This window comes from Arthrobacter sp. CDRTa11 (assembly GCF_026427775.1).
Classification (GTDB): Bacteria; Actinomycetota; Actinomycetes; order Actinomycetales; family Micrococcaceae; genus Arthrobacter.
In genome coordinates, this window is the sequence record NZ_CP044532.1 from 2,181,935 (window position 1) to 2,204,672 (window position 22,738).

The 22,738-nt window shown below is 60.1% G+C and carries 12 protein-coding genes and 4 pseudogenes; 8 read left to right on the top strand and 8 right to left on the bottom strand.

Features of this window, described 5'->3' with window-relative positions:
* Positions 1-101: 101 nt before the first annotated feature.
* The 4 genes and pseudogenes from F8G81_RS09870 (at position 102) to F8G81_RS09885 (ending at position 5,528) form a co-directional block, all read left to right on the top strand.
* Positions 102-1,463 carry an aspartate aminotransferase family protein gene (locus F8G81_RS09870; RefSeq protein ID WP_267278796.1) on the top strand — a complete coding sequence of 454 codons (1,362 nt, stop codon included), beginning with the start codon at positions 102-104 and terminating at the stop codon, positions 1,461-1,463.
* A gap of 580 nt (positions 1,464-2,043) precedes the next feature.
* On the top strand, positions 2,044-2,517 hold the full coding sequence (locus F8G81_RS09875) for a hypothetical protein (protein WP_267278797.1): 474 nt from the start codon (positions 2,044-2,046) through the stop codon (positions 2,515-2,517).
* A gap of 521 nt (positions 2,518-3,038) precedes the next feature.
* Positions 3,039-4,140 (top strand): annotated as a pseudogene (locus F8G81_RS09880) (PDDEXK nuclease domain-containing protein).
* A 136-nt stretch (positions 4,141-4,276) separates the two neighbouring features.
* Positions 4,277-5,528: pseudogene (locus F8G81_RS09885) on the top strand (IS256 family transposase).
* A gap of 97 nt (positions 5,529-5,625) precedes the next feature.
* On the opposite strand, the pseudogene F8G81_RS09890 reads toward F8G81_RS09885, so the two are convergent.
* The 8 genes and pseudogenes from F8G81_RS09890 to F8G81_RS09925 all read right to left on the bottom strand — a co-directional run.
* Positions 5,626-6,273 (bottom strand): annotated as a pseudogene (locus tag F8G81_RS09890) (transposase); the annotation flags it as partial.
* Between the two features lie 760 nt (positions 6,274-7,033).
* The gene (locus F8G81_RS09895) at positions 7,034-8,395 is read right to left on the bottom strand and encodes an MFS transporter (protein WP_267278798.1); all 1,362 of its coding nucleotides are present in this window, start codon (positions 8,393-8,395) and stop codon (positions 7,034-7,036) included.
* A gap of 175 nt (positions 8,396-8,570) precedes the next feature.
* Positions 8,571-9,923: an amidase family protein gene (locus tag F8G81_RS09900; protein ID WP_267278799.1), complete on the bottom strand. Its 1,353-nt coding sequence runs from the start codon at positions 9,921-9,923 to the stop codon at positions 8,571-8,573.
* A gap of 210 nt (positions 9,924-10,133) precedes the next feature.
* Entirely contained in the window at positions 10,134-11,582 is a 1,449-nt protein-coding gene (locus F8G81_RS09905; protein WP_267278800.1) for an ABC transporter substrate-binding protein, read from the bottom strand.
* A gap of 35 nt (positions 11,583-11,617) precedes the next feature.
* Positions 11,618-11,935: an ArsR/SmtB family transcription factor gene (locus tag F8G81_RS09910; protein ID WP_267278801.1), complete on the bottom strand. Its 318-nt coding sequence runs from the start codon at positions 11,933-11,935 to the stop codon at positions 11,618-11,620.
* A 703-nt stretch (positions 11,936-12,638) separates the two neighbouring features.
* Positions 12,639-13,169 (bottom strand): annotated as a pseudogene (locus tag F8G81_RS09915) (aldehyde dehydrogenase family protein); the annotation flags it as partial.
* Between the two features lie 585 nt (positions 13,170-13,754).
* Positions 13,755-15,098, bottom strand: coding sequence for an aspartate aminotransferase family protein (locus F8G81_RS09920; protein ID WP_267278802.1), 1,344 nt, complete (start codon positions 15,096-15,098; stop codon positions 13,755-13,757).
* A 644-nt stretch (positions 15,099-15,742) separates the two neighbouring features.
* Entirely contained in the window at positions 15,743-16,690 is a 948-nt protein-coding gene (locus F8G81_RS09925) for a LysR family transcriptional regulator (protein WP_267278803.1), read from the bottom strand.
* A gap of 584 nt (positions 16,691-17,274) precedes the next feature.
* On the opposite strand from F8G81_RS09925, the gene F8G81_RS09930 reads away from it, so the two are divergent.
* The 4 genes from F8G81_RS09930 (at position 17,275) to F8G81_RS09945 (ending at position 21,794) form a co-directional block, all read left to right on the top strand.
* Positions 17,275-18,753: an APC family permease gene (locus tag F8G81_RS09930; protein WP_267278804.1), complete on the top strand. Its 1,479-nt coding sequence runs from the start codon at positions 17,275-17,277 to the stop codon at positions 18,751-18,753.
* A 111-nt stretch (positions 18,754-18,864) separates the two neighbouring features.
* Complete coding sequence (locus F8G81_RS09935; protein ID WP_267278805.1) at positions 18,865-19,638, top strand: MBL fold metallo-hydrolase; 774 nt, start codon at positions 18,865-18,867, stop codon at positions 19,636-19,638.
* Between the two features lie 93 nt (positions 19,639-19,731).
* A complete protein-coding gene (locus F8G81_RS09940) occupies positions 19,732-20,139 on the top strand; it encodes an ester cyclase (protein ID WP_267278806.1) in 408 nt (135 codons plus the stop codon).
* A gap of 197 nt (positions 20,140-20,336) precedes the next feature.
* Positions 20,337-21,794 (top strand): aldehyde dehydrogenase family protein, encoded by a 1,458-nt coding sequence (locus F8G81_RS09945; RefSeq protein WP_267278807.1) that lies wholly within the window; start codon positions 20,337-20,339, stop codon positions 21,792-21,794.
* The last annotated feature ends 944 nt before the right edge of the window (positions 21,795-22,738 follow it).

Below are 22,738 nucleotides of genomic sequence, written 5' to 3' on the forward strand. Positions count from 1 at the left end.
TCGAACTCTATAGAGCTGATTGTACAAACGTATACAGCGGCAGGGGGTGCTGGCAGCGGATGATGAACTAACTCCGAATCCACCTACCGAGAGGAACCGCCATGGTCGCCAGCCCGGCAACCCTGCCCGCAGCAGACACTGATGCCGCAGCCACCAACGCAGCCCTCCGCAATGCCGAGGTCGTTGCCCTGGACCGGGCGAACGTCTTCCATTCCTGGTCTGCCCAGAAGGCACTGAAGCCGATGGCCATTGCCGGCGGTTCCGGCAGCAAGGTGTGGGATCACGACGGCAACACCTTCCTGGACTTCTCCAGCCAACTGGTCAACACCAACATCGGTCACCAGCACCCGAAGGTCATCGCAGCCATCGCCCGCCAGGCAACACGCCTGGCTACCGTGGCGCCCGCTGCCGCCAACCACGTCCGGTCCACGGCCGCTGCGAAGATCCTTTCCCACGCGCCGTCCACCATGGAGAAGGTGTTTTTCACCAACGGCGGCGCGGACGCCAATGAGAACGCCATCCGCATGGCCCGCCTTCACACCGGCCGGGACAAGGTCCTCTCCCGCTACCGCTCCTACCACGGCAACACCGGCTCTGCCATTGCTGCCACCGGTGACTGGCGCCGAATCCCCAACGAGTACTCCCGCGGCCACATCCACGTGTTCGGCCCCTACCTCTACCGCTCCGAGTTCTGGGCCGAGACACCCGAGCAAGAGACCGAACGTGCGTTGCACCACCTTCGCCGTGTGATCCAGGCCGAAGGACCCCAATCCGTCGCCGCGCTCCTGCTCGAAACCGTACCCGGCACGGCCGGTATCCTGGTCCCCACCCCTGGCTACCTCGAAGGAGTCAGGGCGCTGTGTGACGAATACGGCATCATCATGATCCTTGACGAGGTCATGGCAGGGTTCGGCCGCACGGGCGACTGGTTCGCCTTTGACGCCTACAACGTGACGCCGGACCTGATCACCTTCGCCAAAGGCGTCAACTCCGGCTACATCCCCGTCGGCGGCGTCATTATTTCAGGGGAGATTGCGGCTACGTTTGACGAGCGCGTCTTCCCGGGCGGTCTGACCTACTCCGGACACCCGATCGCGGCAGCCTCCATCGTCGCCTCCATCGAGGCCTTCGAAGAAGAGGACATCGTTGGGAACGCAGCACGCATCGGCCGGGACCACCTCGAACCGGGCCTGAACGCCTTGGCCGAAAAGCACAGCGTCATCGGCGAAGTCCGTGGCCGCGGAGTGTTCTGGGCGCTGGAACTCGTCAACGACCGAACCAGTCGCACCCCCGTCAGCGCCAACTACATGGGCCGCCTCAAGGCCGAACTGCTTCGCCTCAACCTGCTGCCGTTCATTGCCGACAACCGCCTCCACGTCGTTCCGCCCGCCGTCGTCACCGCTAAAGAAGTGGCCCAGGCACTGGCCATCTACGATCAGGCGCTCAGCGCTGTGGGTAGCTGACAGAAACCGAGCATGCTGGTCGACGCAGTGTTTACCGCTTGCCCCTCCGCAGCCCCAGGGACGCAGCTCGACGTCGACGCCAAGCGCATTACCGTAATTGGCAAGGGAACCGCTGACCCTCTCTACCCCAACCCGGCTTCTGATGCCCAAGCGGCTGCCAATCGACGCGTAGTTTCGTTATTCATTCCGAAGCCTGGTGGCTTTGGAATCCGTGGGAAAAATGGATGAAATATGGCCCCGACGGCCGGGGTTCCATAGACAAGAACGCAAGCTACGTAGAACCCGCGGTAACGAGAAGGGAGACCACCATGTGGTGGTCTCCCTTCTTGCGTTTATTCGGTTGCATGATCGTTAACCTCTTGGCGGGGAGAATCGAGTACCGGGTACTCGTGCGCTTCAACCCGCAGTCACCTGTACTGGTATCTGTACGAAAGCGCTGCCCGCATGCCGCTGCGAAGATCAAGTAATCAAGTGGATGGGGGAATCGAATATGAAGCAGTATCGCCCATCTCAGAGGCCTTGCTGCGGCCCCTACGCATCGGTCTGCAGTGACAAGACAACTTGAAGGAGAACGGTCAGTATGACCCCTCGCGAAGCGCAAGCCCCGGGCTTCCGGGGCGGAGAGCCCGCGTACGAGCCGACACCGTACGAAACTGGAGAGCGGTTGAAGCCACGCCCATGGCCTATTGGCCCGAGGGAGAGCTACGGGAAAGTGGACTTTGATGACAGCGAAGGAAAGGTCGTCCTCACCGTCTACGTACAGCGCGAACCCGAAGACGATTACGTCCTGCACGTCGAGCACCTAGCCGTGCCGCTGCGGGTGGCTGGAACGCTCCTTCGCCTGAGCCCGGCGCCTCACGTTGATAGGGACGCCGCGGACTTCCGCCGGATCACCGCTGCCCGGACGGCTGCCGCGAAGGCCCAGGCCGAGCTCGACGCCGCAGTCAGCGCAGCCCGCGCGAACGGAGACTCCTGGGACGTTATCGGTGCGGCCCTCGGCACGTCCGCTCGAACTGCGCGGGAGCGGTTCGGAAACACACCGGGACGATCGTGAGGTCGGCTGTCGGCGAGGTGACGCATGTGCAGGGCATGTACTCGCTCTCCACGTCCGCAAGTAGGAGACAGCCACAGATGGCGACAGATACGATGGCACCCGCCATCACGACCGGGGAAGGCGCGACGGAGGAAACCTTTCAGCAGAAGACCGGGCTGAACATCGTCGATCCATGTGCGGACGCGGCACGAAGTCACGGCATGGCTGCGAACAACTCAGCCCGCCCATGGATGACCTCCGCTACACTACGGCTCGGCCGAACACCACGAGAAGTTCGCTGAGTCTCTGAGAAAGACTGGCGCGAAAGAAACGCAGATTCGCGGCGCCTTGCCGCAGTCCGTAGCGAAGGAACGCGCCCCCAGCGCAGCAGTCACGAAGGGCAAGAGCGCCGCCAAGGCCACAAAGACCCGCACAGGGGCCGCAGTGGGCGTCGAAAGAGGTAAGGCGGTCCCGGCCGCTAATTCGACAGCGAAACGGGGCGGGGCGTCCCCAAGTCGGTGCCGATCGATAGGATCAAACCCATGACTGCCCGCGACCTCGACCTGCCTGCTGGCTACACCGACCTCCTTGGTGAGCTCAAGAACCGGGTGCGGGCTGCCCGCACCCAGGCAATCCGGACCGTTAGCACCCAGCTCATCGCACTCTGTACTGGTCCATCGGCAAGACCATCCTGGAACGTCAGGCAGCTGAAGGATGGGGGAGTGGGGTCATAGGCAGGCTGGCCGAAGACCTGGGAGCGGAGTTCCCGGATATGAAAGGCCTGTCACGGTCGAACCTGCAGTACATGCGCAGCTTCGCTGAGGCCTGGCCGGCACTCGACCTAAATGTCCCACAGCCTGTGGGACATGTGCCGTGGGGTCATATTCGCACCATTCTCGACAAACGGCTCGAGCCGCCAGCAAGGGATTGGTACGCCGCCGCCGCTGTCCAGCACGGCTGGTCCCGCAACGTGCTCATGAACATGATCATGAACAACACCCTGGAGCGTACAGGGGCTGCGCCCTCGAACCTTGTCCAAAACCTCGTTGAACCAGACTCAGAGCTCGCCCAGCAGGTAGTCAAAGACCCCTACAACTTCGAATTCCCTCGGCCTTTCAGGCGAAGTCGCCGAACGCGACCTCGAAAACGCCCTCACCAGCAGAATCACGGAAACGCTCCGCGAACTCGGCCCAGGTTTCGCATTCGTTGGCCGTCAAGTGCACTTCGACGTCGACGGGGACGACTTCTACGTCGATTTGCTGTTCTTCCACATCGAACAATCCCGCTACGTCGTCATTGAACTCAAAACCGGCAAGTTCCAGCCCGAATACGCAGGCAAACTCAATTTCTATGTTGCCCTCGTCGATGACGTGCTCAGGCGCGACCACCACAACGAAACCATCGGCATCCTCATCTGCGGCACCAAAAACGACCGCAGCGTTGCGGTACAGCCTGGGACGCTCCACCTCACCCATGGCCGTTGCCGCCTACACCTATGACAAACTCCCCCCGGCCGAGCAAGAGGCACTCCCCAACGATGCAATGGGGCGCTGCCCAAAACGGGGGACAATTCTTATAGGTTATCCACCGCCACTTGCTGCTAGGGAGCTACCCTATTGGCTCCCAATTTCCAGCCCTGAATAACCCGAATTGACCCCAGCTGGGGACTGCTCAAAGCCCTCGTCCGGGAGGGGACTGTAAGAAAAACGGTGTGTGAGTGTCCGGCCTGATCCGAAAGGAGACGGCCGTGTCGGAGTCCACGACCGAGATGACAGGGGTGATGATCGATCCTGTGACGGGAGAGATCATTGATCAGAGGGAGCTTGCGGAGCGGTTGCTCGCGCAGGCCAAGGAGCAGGGCGTGAGCCTGGTAGGCCCGGGCGGGCTGCTGAACCAGCTCACGAGGAATGTGCTGGAGACCGCGCTGGAAGCGGAACTTACCGAGCACCTCGGGCATGAGCATGGTCAGACGCCGATCGCGGCCAACATGCGCAACGGCACCAGGTCGAAGACCGTGCTGACCGAGATCGGCCGGGTCGAGATTGAGGTGCCCAGGGATCGGGACGGCTCGTTCGAGCCGGTGATCGTGCCCAAACGGAAACGGCGGCTGGACGGGATCGATCAGATCGTGCTCTCGCTGTCCGCCCGGGGGCTGACCACCGGGGAAATCGCCGCGCACTTCGAGGAGGTCTACGGGGCCAAGGTCTCCAAAGACACCGTCAGCCGCATCACGGAGAAGGTCGCCGGGGAACTGGCCGAATGGTCGGCCCGACCTTTGGATCCGATCTATCCGGTGCTCTTCGTTGACGCTGTCGTGGTCAAGGTCCGTGACGGGCAGGTGCGCAACACCCCGTTCTATGTCGTCATGGGGGTTACCGTGAACGGGGAGCGGGAGATTCTGGGGATCTGGGCCGGCGACGGTGGCGAGGGTGCCCGGTTCCGGTTGCAGGTATTCTCCGAGCTGAAGAACCGGGGTGTGGAGGATGTGTTGATCGCTGTCTGCGATGGGCTCAAGGGCCTGCCGGAGGCGATCACGACCACGTGGGAGCGAACGGTGGTGCAGCAGTGCGTTGTGCATCTGATCCGCAACAGCTTCCGCTACGCCGGACGCCAGCACCGTGACGGCATCGTCAAGGCGCTCAAGCCGGTCTACACGGCCCCGTCCGAGCAAGCGGCGAAGGACCGGTTCGCCGAGTTTACGGCCGAGTGGGGCCAGCGATATCCGGCCATCGTGCGGCTCTGGGAGTCCTCTTGGGCGGAATTCGTGCCGTTCCTCGAGTACGACGTGGAGATCAGACGGGTGATCTGCACAACGAACGCGATCGAGTCGATCAACGCCCGCTACCGGCGGGCCGTGAGGGCCCGCGGGCACTTTCCAAACGAGGGCAGCTGCGCTGAAATGCCTGTATCTGGTCACCAGGTCTCTTGATCCGACCGGCGGCGGTCGGGCACGCTGGGTGATGAGGTGGAAGCCTGCGCTAAACGCGTTCGCGATTACCTTCGCCGATCGGTTCGAAAGAACCATTCACTAATGAAAACCGGCCGGACCCACACACCGTTTATCGGACAGTCCCTCCGGGAGTGCCCGCACGAAGGCAGGGACCCACATAATACGAAAGTAGGGGTTGGTTAGACTGCGGTGACCGGGGTGATGGTGACGTCGTAGCCGAGGCTGTTGAGTTGTCTGATGGCGTGGTTCTTCGCTCGGGATGGGTTGGTCCGGGTGTAGTGGTCGGCGCCGGGGTCGTTGTAGCACTCGCCGTTGGCGAGCATGTGCCAGGCCGCAGTGAGGATTGAATGTTCGACGGCGACGAGGGCTTTGTTGCGTCCGCTGCGGGCCGTGAGGCGGTGGTATCTGGCTGCGAGATAGGTGTTCTTGGATTCGGCAGCTGACATGGCCGCGATACCGAGTGCACCTTTGAGGTATTTGTTTCCGGGCATGATGTGCGCTGATTTGATGCGGCCGGCGGATTCGTTCGCGCTGGGGCAGACACCGGTCCAGGATGCGAGTCTGCCCGGGGTTTCAAAGACGGCCATGTCCGCATCGGTTTCGGCGATGATTACTTCGGCGACTCGTTGGGAGACACCTGGGATGGTGGCCAGGGCTTCCCTGGCCTCACGAAAGGGTTCCATCGCCTCCTCAATGCGCGCGGTGAGCGCTTCGATGATCCGGGTATGGGCATCGATTTGGTCCAGGTGCAGCCTGGCCATGAACGCGTGATGGGGCCTGAACCGTCCGGTGAGCGCGTCCACGAGGGCCGGGATTTTTGACCGCACCAGCGTGGCAGTGACCCGTAGGTTATCGTCCTCCATCACGGGTATGGACGCGGTGTCCGGTGCGGGTTGGACCAGCAGGCGCCGGTCGCTTCGGGGACATGGACCCAGTGTGCGCGGATCAATTCCGCGGGATTCCCAATGAACCGCTCAGCGATAAAGAAGTTCGCCGAGCCGTCGAATGCTCGGGTGACCAGGCGCAGAAGCACTGCTGTACCTGGCGTCTGCTGGTCCGGATTCGCCCACCTTGGACCGGGACCAAGATCAGCAGTCGGGGTTGCCGGCACTGCCCGGCCCGTAGAGGTCGATCGGTTCCTTGTACGTGTACTGCGTGGGAAACTGTGCGGCCGAGACGGCATAGCTGCCCAGATCCATGCAATGGTCTGCGTGCAGGTGGCTCAGGAAAATCGCCTTGAGCGAAGGGCAACGGACTCAAGAATTGCGATAAAACCAGGTTCGGGAGCCGTGCACAGCAACGCTACGAACGCCCAGTTCAGTGCACTCCCACACAATGGCCGCTAACGGCCGGTGCATTGGAGGCCGCCCGTGGCATCTGCAAACTAACCTCGGACGAGAAGCCTTCCAGCGACAAGAGGCCGGTGCTGGTGCCGTCAGTGGATATGCCCACATCACCTTGGATGATGTGGGCATAACCATCGACGCTGAGACCTGCCTGAGATGGAGGCGTAAGGTCCCGGATGCACGCGGCGTGCGGGTTCGGCTCCAACATGTCCAAGGCTTTAGGCCTGGTGGTACACGCTTCTTAGGTAGCTGTGTGGGTTGGTGCGGCCCGGACAGCGGCTGTTCCCTTGAAGCTGTTGTCGGGAAAGCCCTGGAAGTACGAGTCCCGGAGCAGGAGGAGGCAGGCAATTGAGATCGCGACGAAACCCATCAGGTATACCGCGATGGACAATGACGTTCCAGTGGACTCCAGCAACCATTCCGAGATGGCAGGGGCAAATCCTCCGCCGATGATTCCTCCGACGGCGTAAGGAAGGGATGCAGCGGTGTACCGGATGCGGGGTGGAAACAGTTCCGCGAACATGGCGCTTTGGGGACCGTAGGACACCCCCAGGGAAATGGCCAGAACGAAGACTGCGAAAGCGAAGGCGAGGATCGAGCCTGTGTCGACAAGAAGGAACATCGGCACGGCCCACAGGCCCATGAGGGCGTAGCCGATAATCATCGTCTTCTTCCGGCCGAAGCGGTCCGACCATTGGCCTCCCAGGGCTGTTGAAATGATCCAAACGACGGCCGCCAGCATCAAGACGAACAGGACGGGCTGCGGATCCATGCTCAGGGCGTTGGACGCGTAGGAAAGGAGGTAGCCAATCATCAGGTACCCGGCGAGAATGTTGGCGACGAAGGAGCCCCCGGCCAGGAACATATGTTTGGAGTAGTGCTGCAGTGCTTCCTTCAGCGGCACCCGGACTTCGGTACGGGACTCCCGGACCTCGGCGAAGACCGGGCTTTCGGAGACTGAGGTGCGGATTTTCAGGCCAATCAAGACCAGGACCACACTTATAAAGAACGGTATCCGCCAGCCCCACGACTGGAACTGTTCAAGGGAAGTGAGGAGCTGTATAAGGAAAAACACCCCGGTTGACAGGACAAGCCCGGCTGGCACTCCTATCTGGACAAACACGCCGTAGGCGCCCCGCTTTGTTGAAGGGGCGTGCTCGACGGACATCAAAGCAGCGCCTGCCCATTCACCACCGGTGCTGAGGCCTTGCATGAACCGGAAGATAACCAGAAGTACCGGGGCGAGGATCCCGATCTGATCATACGTTGGCAGCAGTCCCATTCCCAGGCTGGCGGCGCCCATAATGGCCAGGGTTCCCACGAGGGTGGCTTTGCGTCCGTAGCGGTCTCCGAAGTGACCGGCGATGACGCCGCCAACGGGACTGGCGATGAAGCTGGCCGCTACCGAGCCGAGGGACACTATGAGCGCGTTGGGGCCCAACGCGCCGAAGTACTGGGTGCTGAATATCAAGCCGGCGGCGGAGATATAAGCGAACGATAGATACCATTCGATGGTCGAGCCGATTCCGCTGGCCAGGCGGACCCTGAACAGTTGCCGTGGGTCGAGCCCTTGAACTCTTGGTGAGGCGAGTGGTGATGACATGGATTTCCTCAATCGATAAGTGCTTGCTTGTGGAACTGACGGCAGGTTCGCTGGATGCGTGAGCTTTTGTTCGCGTGGTTGAAATGCCTTCCCGGCGGGGACTGTCATCCGCCGGGACGTTTAGGAGGAGCGCAAAGTGCTGCAGGAACCCGTCCTGCCAGGGGACAGGTTGCAGTCAGGAAACCAGGACGGATTCCACGGTTTCAGCCAGGGCCAGCAGCGCAGGGTCGGTAAAGAAGCCGCCTTCGAGAGTCATCCCGACAGGAAGGCCTTCGGCCCGGCCTGCGGGGAGGGTGACCATAGGAACGCCCATGACGGTGCCGGGTGCGGTGTGGCGAGTAACGGTAGGGAAGATCGGCAGATCCCGGCCGTTCAGCGTCAGGGTTTTGTCGAGCCCCAGATGCGGGGGTAACACCGGTGAGGTAGGGAAAATCATTGCGTTCACGCCCGCCTCGGAGAGAACTGAGGCGTATGCGTGTCGCAACTGCCATCTGGCTTTCATTGCCTGGCGGTACTCCTCGGGCAGGACAGGATCATCCCGCAGGTGCTGAAGAAGCTTTGCCACATCCGGAGACGACGTGCCGGCGATGACATCCTCAAACGTTAGCCCGCAGTAGGGTGCATCCAGCCCGCGGAGGTAGGCGAGAATTGAGCGGGGCGCCTCCCAGCCGACCACTGTTCTGCCGACCTCTTCAGCGTGCGTGAAATGAGGGGGTAGATCCACGTTTATGAGGCGGACGCCCGAACGGGTGAGTGCATTCAAGGCCTGCTCGGCCACTTTTGCGACTGCGGGGTCCAGATCCTGATAGAAGTAGTTTGCTATGCCGACTGCCAGTTCCGACGGCAACGGCAGTGCAGGAACCCGGGGCTGTTCAGAGATGTGTTCATCTGCAAGGCGGAGATCGGCCACTGTGTTCGCATGTGTTCCGATAGTGTCGCGTGTCCAGCTCAAGTGGAGAACCCCGTCGCCCTGGTAGCGGCCAAGGCTGGGCCGGAAACCGGCAACACCGCAGAACGCTGCCGGGATGGAGATAGAGCCTCCCGTGTCGGTTCCAAGGGACAGGGGAACTGTGCCGTCGGCTACTGTCGCAGCACTGCCACCTGATGAGCCTCCTGCAGACAGGAAGGGATTGACGGGGTTGCGTACTGGACCGAAAGCGCCATTGTTGCTCGTGATGCCGAACGCCAGTTCGTGCAGGTTTGTTTTGCCCACGATCACCGTCCCGAGTTGACGCATCCGGCCTACAACGCCGGCATCAATTTGCGGGATGGAGTTGGCGAGAAAGCTTGCGCCTCCTGTTGTGGGAAAGCCCGCCACGTCGATGTTGTCCTTGACTGCTATGGGGACACCGGACCAGGACGCCTTCCCGCCTGCCTGCACTTCCGCATCGAAGTCGCTCTCATCGGCAACAAAAATATAGGTTCCGTGGCTGACGGCACTCTTCGCGGCTGCGGCCCGGGACTCACATGCAGCATCGCTACGGGCGATTGGGTCGAGGGTAAGCCAGGCTGCCAAAGTCATGGTCATCAGTGAGAAGTCCTTTGCGCTGAACAAGAGTGGCTGGAAGAGCAGAAAACTACCTGCAGGTAAGTATGTAAGAAAATCTTTACCCATTAACGCATTGTGAGGCGGGCCACGTCAACCTCCGGTGCAATGAAATGTCCTGAGCAGGAATAACCAGCGAAAGCCCTGATCGGAGTCCGCAAGCTGTCTGGAAGGCTTGCGGCGCCCGTACGTTCAATTCCCGCCAACAGAAGTCCGCACGACTCCTGGCAATTCGATGGGACGGAAGCCGCTTGCTGTCACCTCGGCCACTCCGGTGGGCAGATGCTCACCGCCGTGACGCTTCAGAAGGCGTTGACCTCCGGCTCTGCCTGCCCGGATGACGGCACCTACAGCGTCCGGGTCTACAGTCTTTGCGACCTGCACCGCTTGGGCATAAAGGGTTATGGTGTCGAATACCGCTTTGGCCATGCTGCTTAGCCGCGGTGCAATGTCCCCGAACCTCACCATGTAACGTCGTGCTGTCTCGTCCATCTCATCGGATAACGCTGGCATGAAGTAGTCCTGAGTAGACCAGATGCCTTCCGCTTCATCCCGTCCAGTATGGTCGAGAACCGATTCATCGAAGTTTGTAGCGAGTGTACGGAACCGGGGCCGCAGGCCTGCTTCGTGAAAGGCCCGCTGGAACATCACAGCGTCGAGGCCGACAAGTGACGAGAGGATCAAATCGGCGTCGCTTGCCGCTAACCGCGCGATAACATCGCTGAAATTGTCACTTCCCAGCGCTTGATAATGTATGCCCGCGACCGTTCCCCGATGGTGCTTAATGAGCTCCTGCGCCACCGTACCAATGGAGCGGGGCCACACATAGTCGGAGCCCAGAATGAACCAGTTGCTGGCCGCGGACGAGTGCATTATGCCAGGCACAGAGGACGTGAGTTGATCCAACGGTGTTTCACCAAATTGAAAGACGTTGCGTCCGACGTCGTTGTGCTCACTGAGGGCAGCAGATAGAAGCAATGTTCCCCGGCGTAGCGCTGCTGGCCTGATCAACGCCATCGAAGCGGACGGCACGCTGGCCACCACGACGTCACAGCGTTCGGCCTCAACCAGTCGTTCAAAGAGCTGCCGGGATGTAGTCGCATTGGTGCGTTCGTCAGCAACAACCAACTCGGCACAGCCGAAACCGAAGGCGCCCGCGCCATTCAGTTCATCGATAGCCATCCTCGCGGCGTTTACGATGGCACGCCCCATGATGCCGGCGGCCCCTGAAAGGGGAAGAAGAAGGCCAATGCGCGGTCCTGTTCTCTCGCCATCTGCTGGAGTCGGGGCGATGCCGCCGGATAAGAACCAAGGCAGGCAGTCAGAGCCGAGCTGAACGTGGACAGTGACAATACTTCCAGCCTCTTTGGCCTGCAGTGAAAACTGGATTTGCCCGGTCCAGGGCGTCTCCTGATGAACGGTTATACGACGTCCGGGTTGGATACGGGCAATTCGTCCGGACGATATCACCGCGGAGCCATCGGGGTGAGGAAGGCTGAAAATCACTGTTTCGCCAACGCGCAGGCGTCCGCAGTGTTCAAGTACCGGCCAGGCGCTTGCACTTCCCTCGGAGAGGTTTGCCCATAGACGTTCGGGAGGCAGCGTGGAGGATGCCCGGACAAAGAACGAAAGATCGTTCATCACTTTGACCTAACGTTTAGTCAGGATGGTATTGCTCAGGTCGTGCCGTCCTCGGCGCGCTGTACAAAAGCATCCAGGTCTCGCTGGTAAACGGAGTGCAGGAACTGAACGACGTCATCAGCGCGGTTGGGCCCCAAACTATAGAAGCGAAACTGCCCCCGGCGCCTTTCGGACACCATGTCCGCACTGCGCAGTACCCTCAGATGCGAGGAAACGGCGGCCCGTGTCATTTCCGGAAAGTGCTCGGCTATTCCCGTCACCGGGAGCTCTTCCTCTTCACTCAGCAATCGAAGGATCGAACGGCGAGTCGGATCGGCCATAACGGAGAAGGCCAAAGCAGCATAGTCGGGCACCGTTCTCCTCCTCGATGATCACGCAGGTTACGGCTCTACTGCCGAAACTCTTCTCATCCACTGTAGCCCAGCCGGTAAACAGCTGCCTACGTGTTTACTTATCGGGCACACACTGATGGTCGCTGATGGCATAGTTGTCGAACGTGCCGGGTCAGTAGTCCGGGGAATTCGCATAGAACGACCCGGTCGCTACCAGCGTCATCGCCAAAAGCACCTACGGGCAAGCAGCAACCGCCAGGGCCGGTTCACGACTGGCGTTTTTCCGGGCTGGCTGGGACCTTCCAAACAACCAGTCCTTCGGAACGCAAAAGTAATTTTCGCCCTTCCCCAGCTACCAAATGAAGGCAGAGAATTGTGCCTTCCTCTGTGACTGCGTCAACGCGACCAGATAGCTCAGGTCCATCGGCAGGGAGGATGCAGACGTCGTCTCCTAACGCCAGCATTGCCCAGTCCTGTACGTACTCAGCATCTTTTGGAGGTAGAAATTTTGGCTTGTGTTCCTTCACGCCCGACCGTCCCTGGACCCCTAAGAGTGCTCGTCCCCGAGCCACGGTGCCCCCAGACCTAGGCAGCCCGACGCGGACGTGCCGCACCGGCTGGTTGAGTTGACCTGAAACCGGCACCTTTACGGGCCGGGTTCAGACTGATAAGACTCATCTTTCTGACTTTTGTGGCAGAAGGAACGCCCAAAGCGGTCTTCATACTGGCAAAAGTAGCCGGGCCCGTCCACGGGTGCCCAGCCGGTGACGGCTGTTGCGCCTGCGTCGACGGCGGCTCTGACCAAGGCGTGGACGTCATCCCGGGCGCCGGCGTCGATCAGGGGACCGACCTGGGTGTTGGGATCGGTGCCGCGGCCGGTGTCGAGGGCGACCATGGCGGCGGCGAACTTCCGGGTGAACTCCTGCGCAACGGATTCGTGCACAAGGAAGCGGTTGGCGGCTTTGCAGGCCTCGCCCATGTTCCGCATCTTCGCTGCCATCGCACCTTCAACGGCTTTGTCGAGGTCGGCGTCCTCGAACACGATGAACGGAGCGTTCCCGCCCAGCTGCGTCGAAGTCCGCAGCACGTTCTGCGCGGCGTCGGCCATGAGCCGTTTGCCGAGGGTGGAGCCGGTGAAGGAGACCTTCCGCAGCCGGGAGTCTTTCAGCAGGGGACCCGAGATCCCTGGCACGCTGGCGGAGGCGACGACGTTGAGGACTCCGGTGGGCAGCCCGGCGTCGAGCATGGTATGCGCAAGAGAACCAGGTGCGCCTACAGGGCAACGACGTCCGCCTCTGAGCCTGCAGCATTTACCCCGTGCGCCTTCCTACAGGCGGTTGCGTCATGCCCCAGGACCAGCTTCCTTACAGTTCGCCCTCCACGTTCCATAACGACTGCGGCAGACGTGTGATTGACGCGGGCCTTGGCCGCGGCTTCGACAAAGGCGTGGTGCTGGTTCAGGCGTCCGGGCGACGGTGGGGGAGAAGACGAAGAGCATCGGTGTGGTGAGGTCGAAGCCCGGAGTCTCCAGGCTTCGGCTTCACCTCCGTAGGGGTGGCCCTAACAAAAGTCGATGGCCGGCCTACGCCCGAAGTCCGATATCCCACACAAGCACCGATGAATGAACGGTCCGAGAGCCACTTCCATTACGTCCTTCGGAAGTCGAACTAAGGAAGTCAGCCAAAGGGGATCGTATGACTGAGAGCGACGACGAAAAGCGCGTTCCGTGTCCGGGATCACCAAGATGCCGCGTGCCCCTACTCGCTGGGAGCCCTTGGTCACTTCCTCGACCGTCGCGGTGGCGGTAGGTCGCGCGTCCAAGCCGTATTAGGAGACGCGCCTAAGCCTCCAGGTCTTTGACTATCTCTTGGAGCGCCTGGATGAAGGACGAGATATCGTCATCTGTCATGGGCAGAGATAGGGAGAATTCACCACGGTGGACTGGAAAGAAGCCGCGGTTAGCCAGCTCGAGGGAACAAATCTGTGTCTTCTCCCCATGAACGTTCCGCCAGTAGTCCCGGTGCGTCCGAACCGACAGTTCGGGGGAGTTCATGTAAGCGTAGGCCATGTGGGAAAAGCCCTTGCCGTACACCTTGAACGGGCTGTTCCTGGCAGCACTCCAGTCGTTCATCTCGGTCATGATGCGCTTCGCGTGATTGTTCAGCTGGTCAAAGGCCGTCCGGTCCAGTTCGCGCATACAAGCAGCACCAGCAATTAGAGAGAGCTTGTGGCCGTGGTGCGTCCCCGAGATTGTCACCTTTCCGTTCTCCATAACACTCATGACCTCGGACGATCCACCCAAAGCACCCAACGGCAGGCCGCCCCCGATGATCTTGCCCATCACGGTCAGGTCAGGGGTTACCCCATATACACCTTGGAGACCGTGGTAACTTGCGCGAAGGCTGATCGTCTCATCAAAAATCAGAACGATGCCGAGTTCCGTCGTCAGCGCGCGCAACTCTTCGACGAAATCCTGATCGAGTGTGACCAAGCCCCCGGCTCCGCTCTGTAGTTCGAGGATGAGGCATGAAATTGAGTCAGCGTGCGCACGCAGAATCCGTTCACAGCCTTGCCTGTCGTTCTGGGAAAGAATGATGATGTTCTCCAGTTCATCAGACGGGATCCCGCCGCTATCCGGTACAGGTTTCGGGTCAGCTTCGCTGCCGCTCTCTTCGGGGCGAGGATGGGCTGAGATTTGGAGGAGGTCGCTGAACCCGTGGTAGCCGCCTTCAAACTTAGCGATCTTGGTCTTACCTGTGTAGGCCCGTGCTACACGGATGGCACTCATGCACGATTCCGTAGCTGAGCATGAGAACTGGATCTTCTCGACTGATGGGATGCGTGCGATCAGGATCTGTGCCAGGTCAGCTTCGGCGGTGCTGGGATTCCCGAACGAAATGCCTTGCGGTATGGCTTCCAGCAGCGCTGAAGTGATTGCTGGATGGTTGTGTCCGAGAACGTTCACCGTGAAGTTGTTGTTGAGGTCGAGCATCCGCTGGCCATCGACGGTCTCGAGGTATGCGCCGTTTCCTTTGTCAACAAATACCGCGTGGGGCCCGAAGTTGAAGGAGTTCCTGCTGTACCCCCCGGGAATGAGCTCACGTCCCTTCCGCGTCAGTTCGGCAGACTCCGCAAACTTACTGCTGAACGCCTTGACGCTCGTTTCGATACTCAACGTGCCCATTAGTACTACTCCATCTCGTAACTGCCTGTGATGTGCTCCGTGAGCACTCCGCGCTGGATATCCGGCGATCTGTAGTTGCAGATTTGTCGGTTCTTTCATCGTGAATGGGCGACGGTTCCGGCGGCAATGGGCGATCTGCGATCAGCCAATCGTCGAATACGATGGCTCGCTTCTCACTTCGAGGTCTGGATCCAATTGCGGTGGCACGCAGGCTGACTGCGCGGGTTTCTCAGAGGGCGCGGGAACGGCCTCTGTGTACTAAACCGGTCGCTTGATAGCCGGAAAGCTTGAGGGGTGTCGCATACATTCAAATGGGATGATCATCGTCCCGGAGCGCCCCACCGCTACCGAGTTCGGCTAGGCGAAGGGACCCTCCGTTCCAGGGCCGCCAGGTCATTGCAAGTCTTGCTGAAGCTCCGGACCCCGCGATCAGCCCTTCCCACGGGGCGTTGATTGCACCAAGCTATACCACGCCTGCACTGGCAAGGCCGGCCCTTGCCAGCTTTCGGCCCCGGACAGGGGCCGTGCAAGGACCAACCGAGCGGAGGTCTGGAAGTGAGACCAAGTTCTTTTCTAACCCAGCCGCGAGACTGATTACGTCTCGAGCTTGCTGGGCATCACTTGGTTTCGGACGGTCGGGCTGCCTAGGAGGTACGGGGAGTCCCCGATGGTGCCTCCGCTACGGGGACGGCCTCGGGAACAACCTTGAGCGAGGTGATGGCCAGCTGCTTTCCTACCTGACGAAAGGCTTCAACGTGAAGGCGCCGCTCACCAGCCCGAGTGGCTAGAGCGCTCGGTGAGTAGGTTCCGTCAGCAATCCTCCGGTACACCACGCCAGGTGGCTGCTGTAGGCGGGCGGCGGATCCGGGGAAGGTATCCACCGCTCCTTGGAATGCGATTGCGTTCAGGCTTTGAGGCACGCTGTCGACTGCGGTGGCAACCCGGCCAGGTCCACCACGCAGGTCGTCAAAGGACCAGTACCCGCGCCATAGAGGTGGAGCCATTGGCGAAGCAACGACAAAGGCCTGGTCTACGAGGTCTTTGGCGAGCACCTCCGTACGGCCTGCCAATTCGTGATCCCGTGCAAGCCCGACGTAGCGGGGCTCTGCGAAGAGCTCGAGCAGCTGGACACGCGAGTCGGCTATTGGGGAGCGAACGAAGGCGACGTCTACATCACCATTGGCTAGGGCTTCGACCTGATCGCTCATCGTTAGCTCGCGGAATGAGAGCTCGACTTGGGGCATGGCTTGCCGGAATGCGTTGATAATCAGTGGTGTTAGTTCGCCCGCGGACTCGTAGAAGAGGCCGATTTTGAGCTGATTCTGCCCCATGTTGTGGAGAATCTTGGCTTCATGGCTCGCATCGGCCATCTGCGCGAGAATCTCTTGTGCGCGGCGGACAAAAGCTTCGCCAGCGACCGTAATGGTTACCCGATTAGCTGACCGGTCGAACAACTGGGCGCCGATCTGTCGCTCAAGCCGTGCGATCTGCGTGCTGAATGCTGACTGGGCTATGTGCAGGGATTCGGCAGCACGGCCAAAATGCAGTGTCTCGGCGAGCCTGACCACGTACTGCAGCTGGCGAATGTCCACGTATGCCTCCTTGTGGACCTCCTGATCTGCAGTGAAGATCGGGCGATCGCTGTTTGTCCATTGATCACAGTTGTGACGGCAATCATGCTTGATTTAGCCCCCACATAAGGATAAGCGCTAGCGGAAAGGCGCGTACATACATGTTGACTATCCAGTCTCACACGCCCGCGGATCAAGGTCATCCTGTTGCTTGCGCTGTCCGGCTGAAGATACAGGACGTCCTCGAGAGGCGATACTTCGTGCAGGCGGCCTGGACAGGAGGTTGCCCTTGCATCCGGGATTTCCCCGCGTTGGGGAGTAGGCGGTCTCAGCGAGCCAGCCCATGGCGGCACTGGCATAGTGATGGGCCCAAGTGGCAGAAAGAAAACCTTGTGCGCCAACGCCTCGTCCAAACCCCTCCGTGATTCATCTTCTTGACGAAGCTGGCTATCGTCCGCTTCAGCAGCCAACCGGTCAAGCGCTTTCGTCCCAGTTCGTCAGGGCTGAAGACACATCCACCAACCTTCCAGTTGTCGCCATTAGTTTTTCGGCGCGTCCGCTTAGACAGGACTGCCGCCTTATCCTTGCCTTGAAAGGTCAACTTCATGTCCAGCTCCTCCACGGTGACGGCCGAGACAGTGGGTGCGCTCAAGCGCAACGCGGTCGGAGTGCCCGGTATCGTTTTCTTCGTCGTTTCCGCCGCAGCGCCTCTGGCGGCAGCCCTTGGCGCCTCTCCTGTTGCGTTCGCTTCCCTGGGAGCCGGCGCGCCTGGCGCCTATATCATCGCGGGCTTAGTACTGATCCTCTTCGCCGTTGGCTACGCGGCCATGAGCCGATTTGTCACGAGCACTGCGGGATTTGCCGCCTACCTTGAGTCTGGCTTCGGCCGCACCGCGGGGTTTGTTGGCGCTGCACTCGCCCTTTTGTCATATACCTGCATGCTCATTGCCCTCTACGGGATCCTTGGCTTCTTTACTAGCGCCATTGTTGCTGATCTGACAGGACTGCAGCTGGATTGGAAGGTCTGGTCGCTGATCGCCTGGGCCGGGGTTGCCATCCTTGGCTACATGGAAATCAACCTCAGCGCAAAAGTACTTGGAGTCCTCATGATCGGGGAGGTCCTTATCCTCGCCGTCTTCGATGTCGGCGTTCTCGCCCAGGGAGGAGCCTCCGGTATCAACTTTGAGGCTTTCCAGCCCAGCAACGTCTTCTCTGACGGTCTCGGCGTTGCATTGCTTTTTGCGGCAAGCTGTTTCGTTGGATTCGAGGCCACTGCAATCTATGGGGAGGAAGCGAAGGATCCCCGGCGAACTGTTCCTAGAGCTACATATGCAGCCGTAACTTTAATCGCCGTCTTCTATGCGATCTCAACATGGGCCATCGGTCTCGCGCACGGCACCGAGGCAGTGCAGACGGCAGCCGCCGAAGATCCGGGCAACTTTGTCTTCGCGGTGAACACGCAATATGTGGGTCATTGGGCCACTCTGTTGATGAACGTCCTGCTGGTCACGAGCTCTTTCGCCGTGCTGGTTGCATTCCATAACACACTCTCGCGTTATAACTTTGCCTTGGGTCGGGCCGGTGCCCTGCCTAGCTCGCTGGGCAGGTCCCATCCCCGCTGGCAGTCGCCGCACCGGGCAAGTCTTGCGGTCACAACCGTCTCAATCGTCATTCTTGCCTTGTTCATGCTCGCCGGCGCGGATCCATTCGCTGAGCTGTATGCGTGGCTGATTGGGGTCGGCACACTTGGCGTTCTCGTCATGCAGGCTGCAACCTCTTTCGCTGTTCTGGTCTTCTTCTTGCGCAGGAAGAGGACCGAGCTCCGGCTCTGGAGTGGGGTAATTGCTCCGGTGCTGGGGGGGATCGGACTTGCGGGCGCGGCATTTCTGGCGGTCACGAATTGGGACCTCCTGACCGGAGCGAAGGAAGGGGTGCCCGTGCTTCTTCCTTGGCTGGTGGTAGTTGCTGGCCTGACAGGGGTGCTCTGGGCCGTCTTCTCCAAGGTGGGATCGGTAGCAGGTGCCCGTCCTGGGTATCAGGGTTCCGAACACGCTGCCTCGAACGTCCCCGAGGTCAGAAGCTAGGATGTTGCCCTCTTGGGCCCAGCAGATTTCCGCTGGCCACTGGGATCACTTAGCGCGCGCACTGTCGTTACCCCCTAAACCCATCAATCTACTGAAATTGGAGGCGCAATCATGACTCTTGAAATAACTCTCGTTGGCGGTCCAACCGCAGTGTTGGACATCGGCGGGTTTCGTATCGTCGTTGACCCCACGTTTGATCCCCCTCAATCGTATTCCCGCGAAGACGTCCCCATCACTATGGTCAAGACGGCGGGTCCGGCCTTCATCCCGGAAGAACTGGACCCGGTTCACCTTGTGCTCGCATCTCATGAGCATGAAGACAACCTGGACCACCTCGGCCGTGTGTTCCTTGCGAACTCGAGCAAGGGTTTGACGACGGTAGAAGCCGCCGCAAACTTTGGTGAGAACGTATCCGGGTTGGACCCTTACGAATCGGTTGTTGTACCGATGCCCGACGGCAGGGAACTGACGGTCACTGCAGTGCCCGCGCTGCACGGGCCCGACGGGGTCTGGCAGGTAGCCGGCCCCGTTACAGGTTTCGTTTTGACCGGCAGCGGCATTCCAACCACTTACATAAGCGGTGATAACTCCTGGCTTGAGGTCATCGAAGAAGTTCAACAAAAGTGTGGACCGATTCAGGTTGCCGTTCTCTTTGTCGGCGGCGCCCGCTTTGAAGCTCTGGGCGGGGACTACCTGACACTCAGCAACGAAGACGCCGTCAAAGCCGCCGCTATTCTCCAGGGCGCAACTATCGTCCCGGTCCATGCCGACTCTTGGGAGCACTTCTCGCAAACTTCATCTCAACTGGCGGATCTCTTTGAGCGCGAGGGCCTTGGCGACAGAATCAGGGCCCTCAAGCCCGGGCAGTCAACCATCGTAGGTTAGGTCCTTAATTTCCGAGCATTCCGAGAGGCCGGCATGCAAAGTCGACTTCATGACCAGTTACCGAACAAACCGATGCATGAATAGGAAATTCTAATGGGTCTAGAGGAGAACAAGAAACTCGTCTCGAGTTTTTATGGCGCACTTAAGCGCAAAGATTTAGCTGCCGCGACGGGCATGTGTCATGAAGATTTTGTATTCTACAACCAAATCGACACCCCACGCAACGGGATCGAAGGCTTTCTGGCTTCCGAGCAAAAGAATCTGGACGCTTTCGAAGGTTACAGCATGGAAATCGAAACGATCGCCGAAGGTGACAATGTGGTTGCCTACATCGTTTTTGAGGGGAATCAAAGCCGGGAAATTTTCGGTATTACACCCAAGGGTGCCCACCTGCGGATGTCTATGTGTAACCTCTTCCGGATCAAGAACGGCAAATTCATTGAAAAGCGCGCCCATTTTGACCGTCTGGACCACATGGAACAACTCAATAAGGGGAGTTAAAGAGTGTGATCCGGCAAGATCCGGTCCGCACTTACCGCCCGTCATGCAGCCAGGCAACCTTTCATCAAGTACAGGCGTGATTTCCCTCCTTGCGACAACGCATGCTTCAGAGAGTTCCCTACCCCGCGCCAGCCTGGTTTCGGCGACGCAAATTTGCATACCCAAAGCTTTACGACAATAAATCATTAGGAGTAGTTGTGAGTCTGCTGGAAACATCCCTTTGGGATGGAAAAATCTTTGTTGACCGCTGGACCACCGGCGGCGGTGGAGTGCAGGATGTCGTCGAGCCCTCGACAGGCAAAGTTCTAGGACGGGTCGGGGTAGCGTCAGTTGAGGACGTCGCGACGGCATCGAAATCTGCAGCAGCAGCGCAGGCTGATTGGGCCAAGGTCAAACCGGAAGAACGGGCTGCTGTGTTGCGCCGGGCAGGGGACCTGTGGGAGCAGTATGCAGCCGAAGTCCATGAGTGGATCGTCCGGGAAGGAGGCGGAATTCCCGCCAAAGCCGCCTTGGAAACCCACATTGCGGCTAATGAATGCTGGGAAGCAGCCGCGCTGCCTTCCCACCCTCATGGTGAAGTATTGACCTCAAACGAGGACCGCTGGTCTTTCGCACGGCGCAGGCCTGCTGGCGTTGTAAGTGTTATCGCGCCCTATAACTTTCCGTTGATTCTGTCGATACGCTCAGTCGCGCCGGCCCTGGCACTGGGTAACGCCGTGCTGCTCAAGCCGGATCCACGAACCGCCGTCAGCGGCGGTGTTGCCCTGATGCGCATCTTCGAAGAAGCAGGACTTCCGGCCGGCCTGCTACAGCTGCTGCCAGGGGGTGGAGACATCGGCGCGGCGGTTGTGGAAGCACCTGAAGTACGCATCGTTTCGTTCACTGGGTCAACCGCCGCGGGACGCCAGGTGGGCGAAGCCGCAGCCAGGCACCTGAAGCGGGCACATCTGGAACTCGGCGGAAACAACGCACTCGTCGTGCTCCCCGGAGCAGACCTGGACCAGGCAGCCTCGGCCGGAGCCTTTGGCTCGTTCATGCATCAAGGTCAGATCTGCATGGCAACGGGGCGCCACTTTGTCCATGAATCACTGTTCGAGGCGTATGTAGAACGGCTAGCTGCCAAAGCGCAGGGCATTCCCGTGGGCGACCCAACATCCGGGACCGTCGCCCTTGGACCGATTATCGACGAACGCCAGCTTGCCAGTATTCATGGCATCGTCGAAGAGTCGGTTAAAGAAGGTGCGAGGGTCGCAGCTGGGGGCACCTATGACGGCCTCTTCTACCGTCCCACCGTTTTGGTCGACCTGGAACTGACCAATCCTGCCTTCGCAAAGGAAATCTTCGGGCCAGTTGCCCCAGTCATGTCCTACTCGACCGAAGACGAGGTGGTGGAACTGGTCAACGCGAACGACTACGGGCTTTCTGTAGGCATACTTGGCGAGGTAGGCCAGGCAATGAAGATCGCCGATCGGATCAATTCCGGCAAAATTCACATCAACGAACAAACCGTATCCGACGAGGCCAACGCGCCTTTTGGGGGCGTCGGTTCGTCCGGAACAGGGTCGCGCTTCGGCGGGGCTGCGGCAAACATCGAAGCATTCACCGAAGTCCAGTGGCTAACTCTGCGTCCGGAAATCGCGCCCTACCCGTTCTAATAGCCGCAGGATTAAGAGTGCTTGCCAGCGATGCGTTACCAGGCACATCCTTAGCCAGGCACACGCTGCCGCCGCACGATCCTATCGTTGAGGTCATGCGGTGGCAGCGTCGTGTCGCCCGTAAAGCATCTGGTTCCGACTATATCGTCTGACCTGACTAGGCCCTTTTGCATAGTGGTAGCTTTGAGCTTGAAATTCGCCGAGAATGGTCTGTTGCTCGGTCGTGATGGCGGGTGCGAACGCCTGAGTGGTGCCGTTGATGGCGATCATCGCCTAGCGTGAGAGCCGGAGTAGTCTGAAGGTGTTGCGCAGAGCGAGCCCGTCCTGGTGTGAACGGTTCTGGACGTGGGCAGCACGGTTACGATCGTCAGGTGCGCATTGATCGCGTCGCCGCTACGGTGGCTTGCGGATAGGCCATACCACCGCCAGGATCCCGGGTCCCTGACGGGCGCAGCGCGTACGTCGGGGTTGTTCTCCGGCTTGTGGCTTGTGGCCGATTTGGTCTGATGGTGCCGATCAGCTGCCTATCGCTGAATGTGTCCCCGTGCCAGCGGAAGTGCGAGGCCAGATCGTGTCGAACCCCCGTCGGCCGGGAATCGACCATAAACCACAGGCTCACCTTGTCCAGCTCGTGCAGATTGCCGCAGGGAGCATCCCCGCACCGGCGAGGAACATATCAGTCAGCCCGGGACCCGTTCGGGTCCACCAGCAGACCGGCAACGATCCGCGGGTCGACTCGGCGTTCCCTGGAGTTCCCGACCTTGCGCAGCTCGTCTATGTTCTCCGCCTCGAATCACGGCGTCGTGACGTCATATAGCACCAAGGAAACGTCCCCGTGGGTGCCGGCGTGCTGAAACACCAGGTCGTGTGCTGGGCGCGGTCCTTGCGGGCGGCAGCCCGGCCGAGCGTGCGCTTCATCGTTGCATAGCTGGCAGAACCCTGTC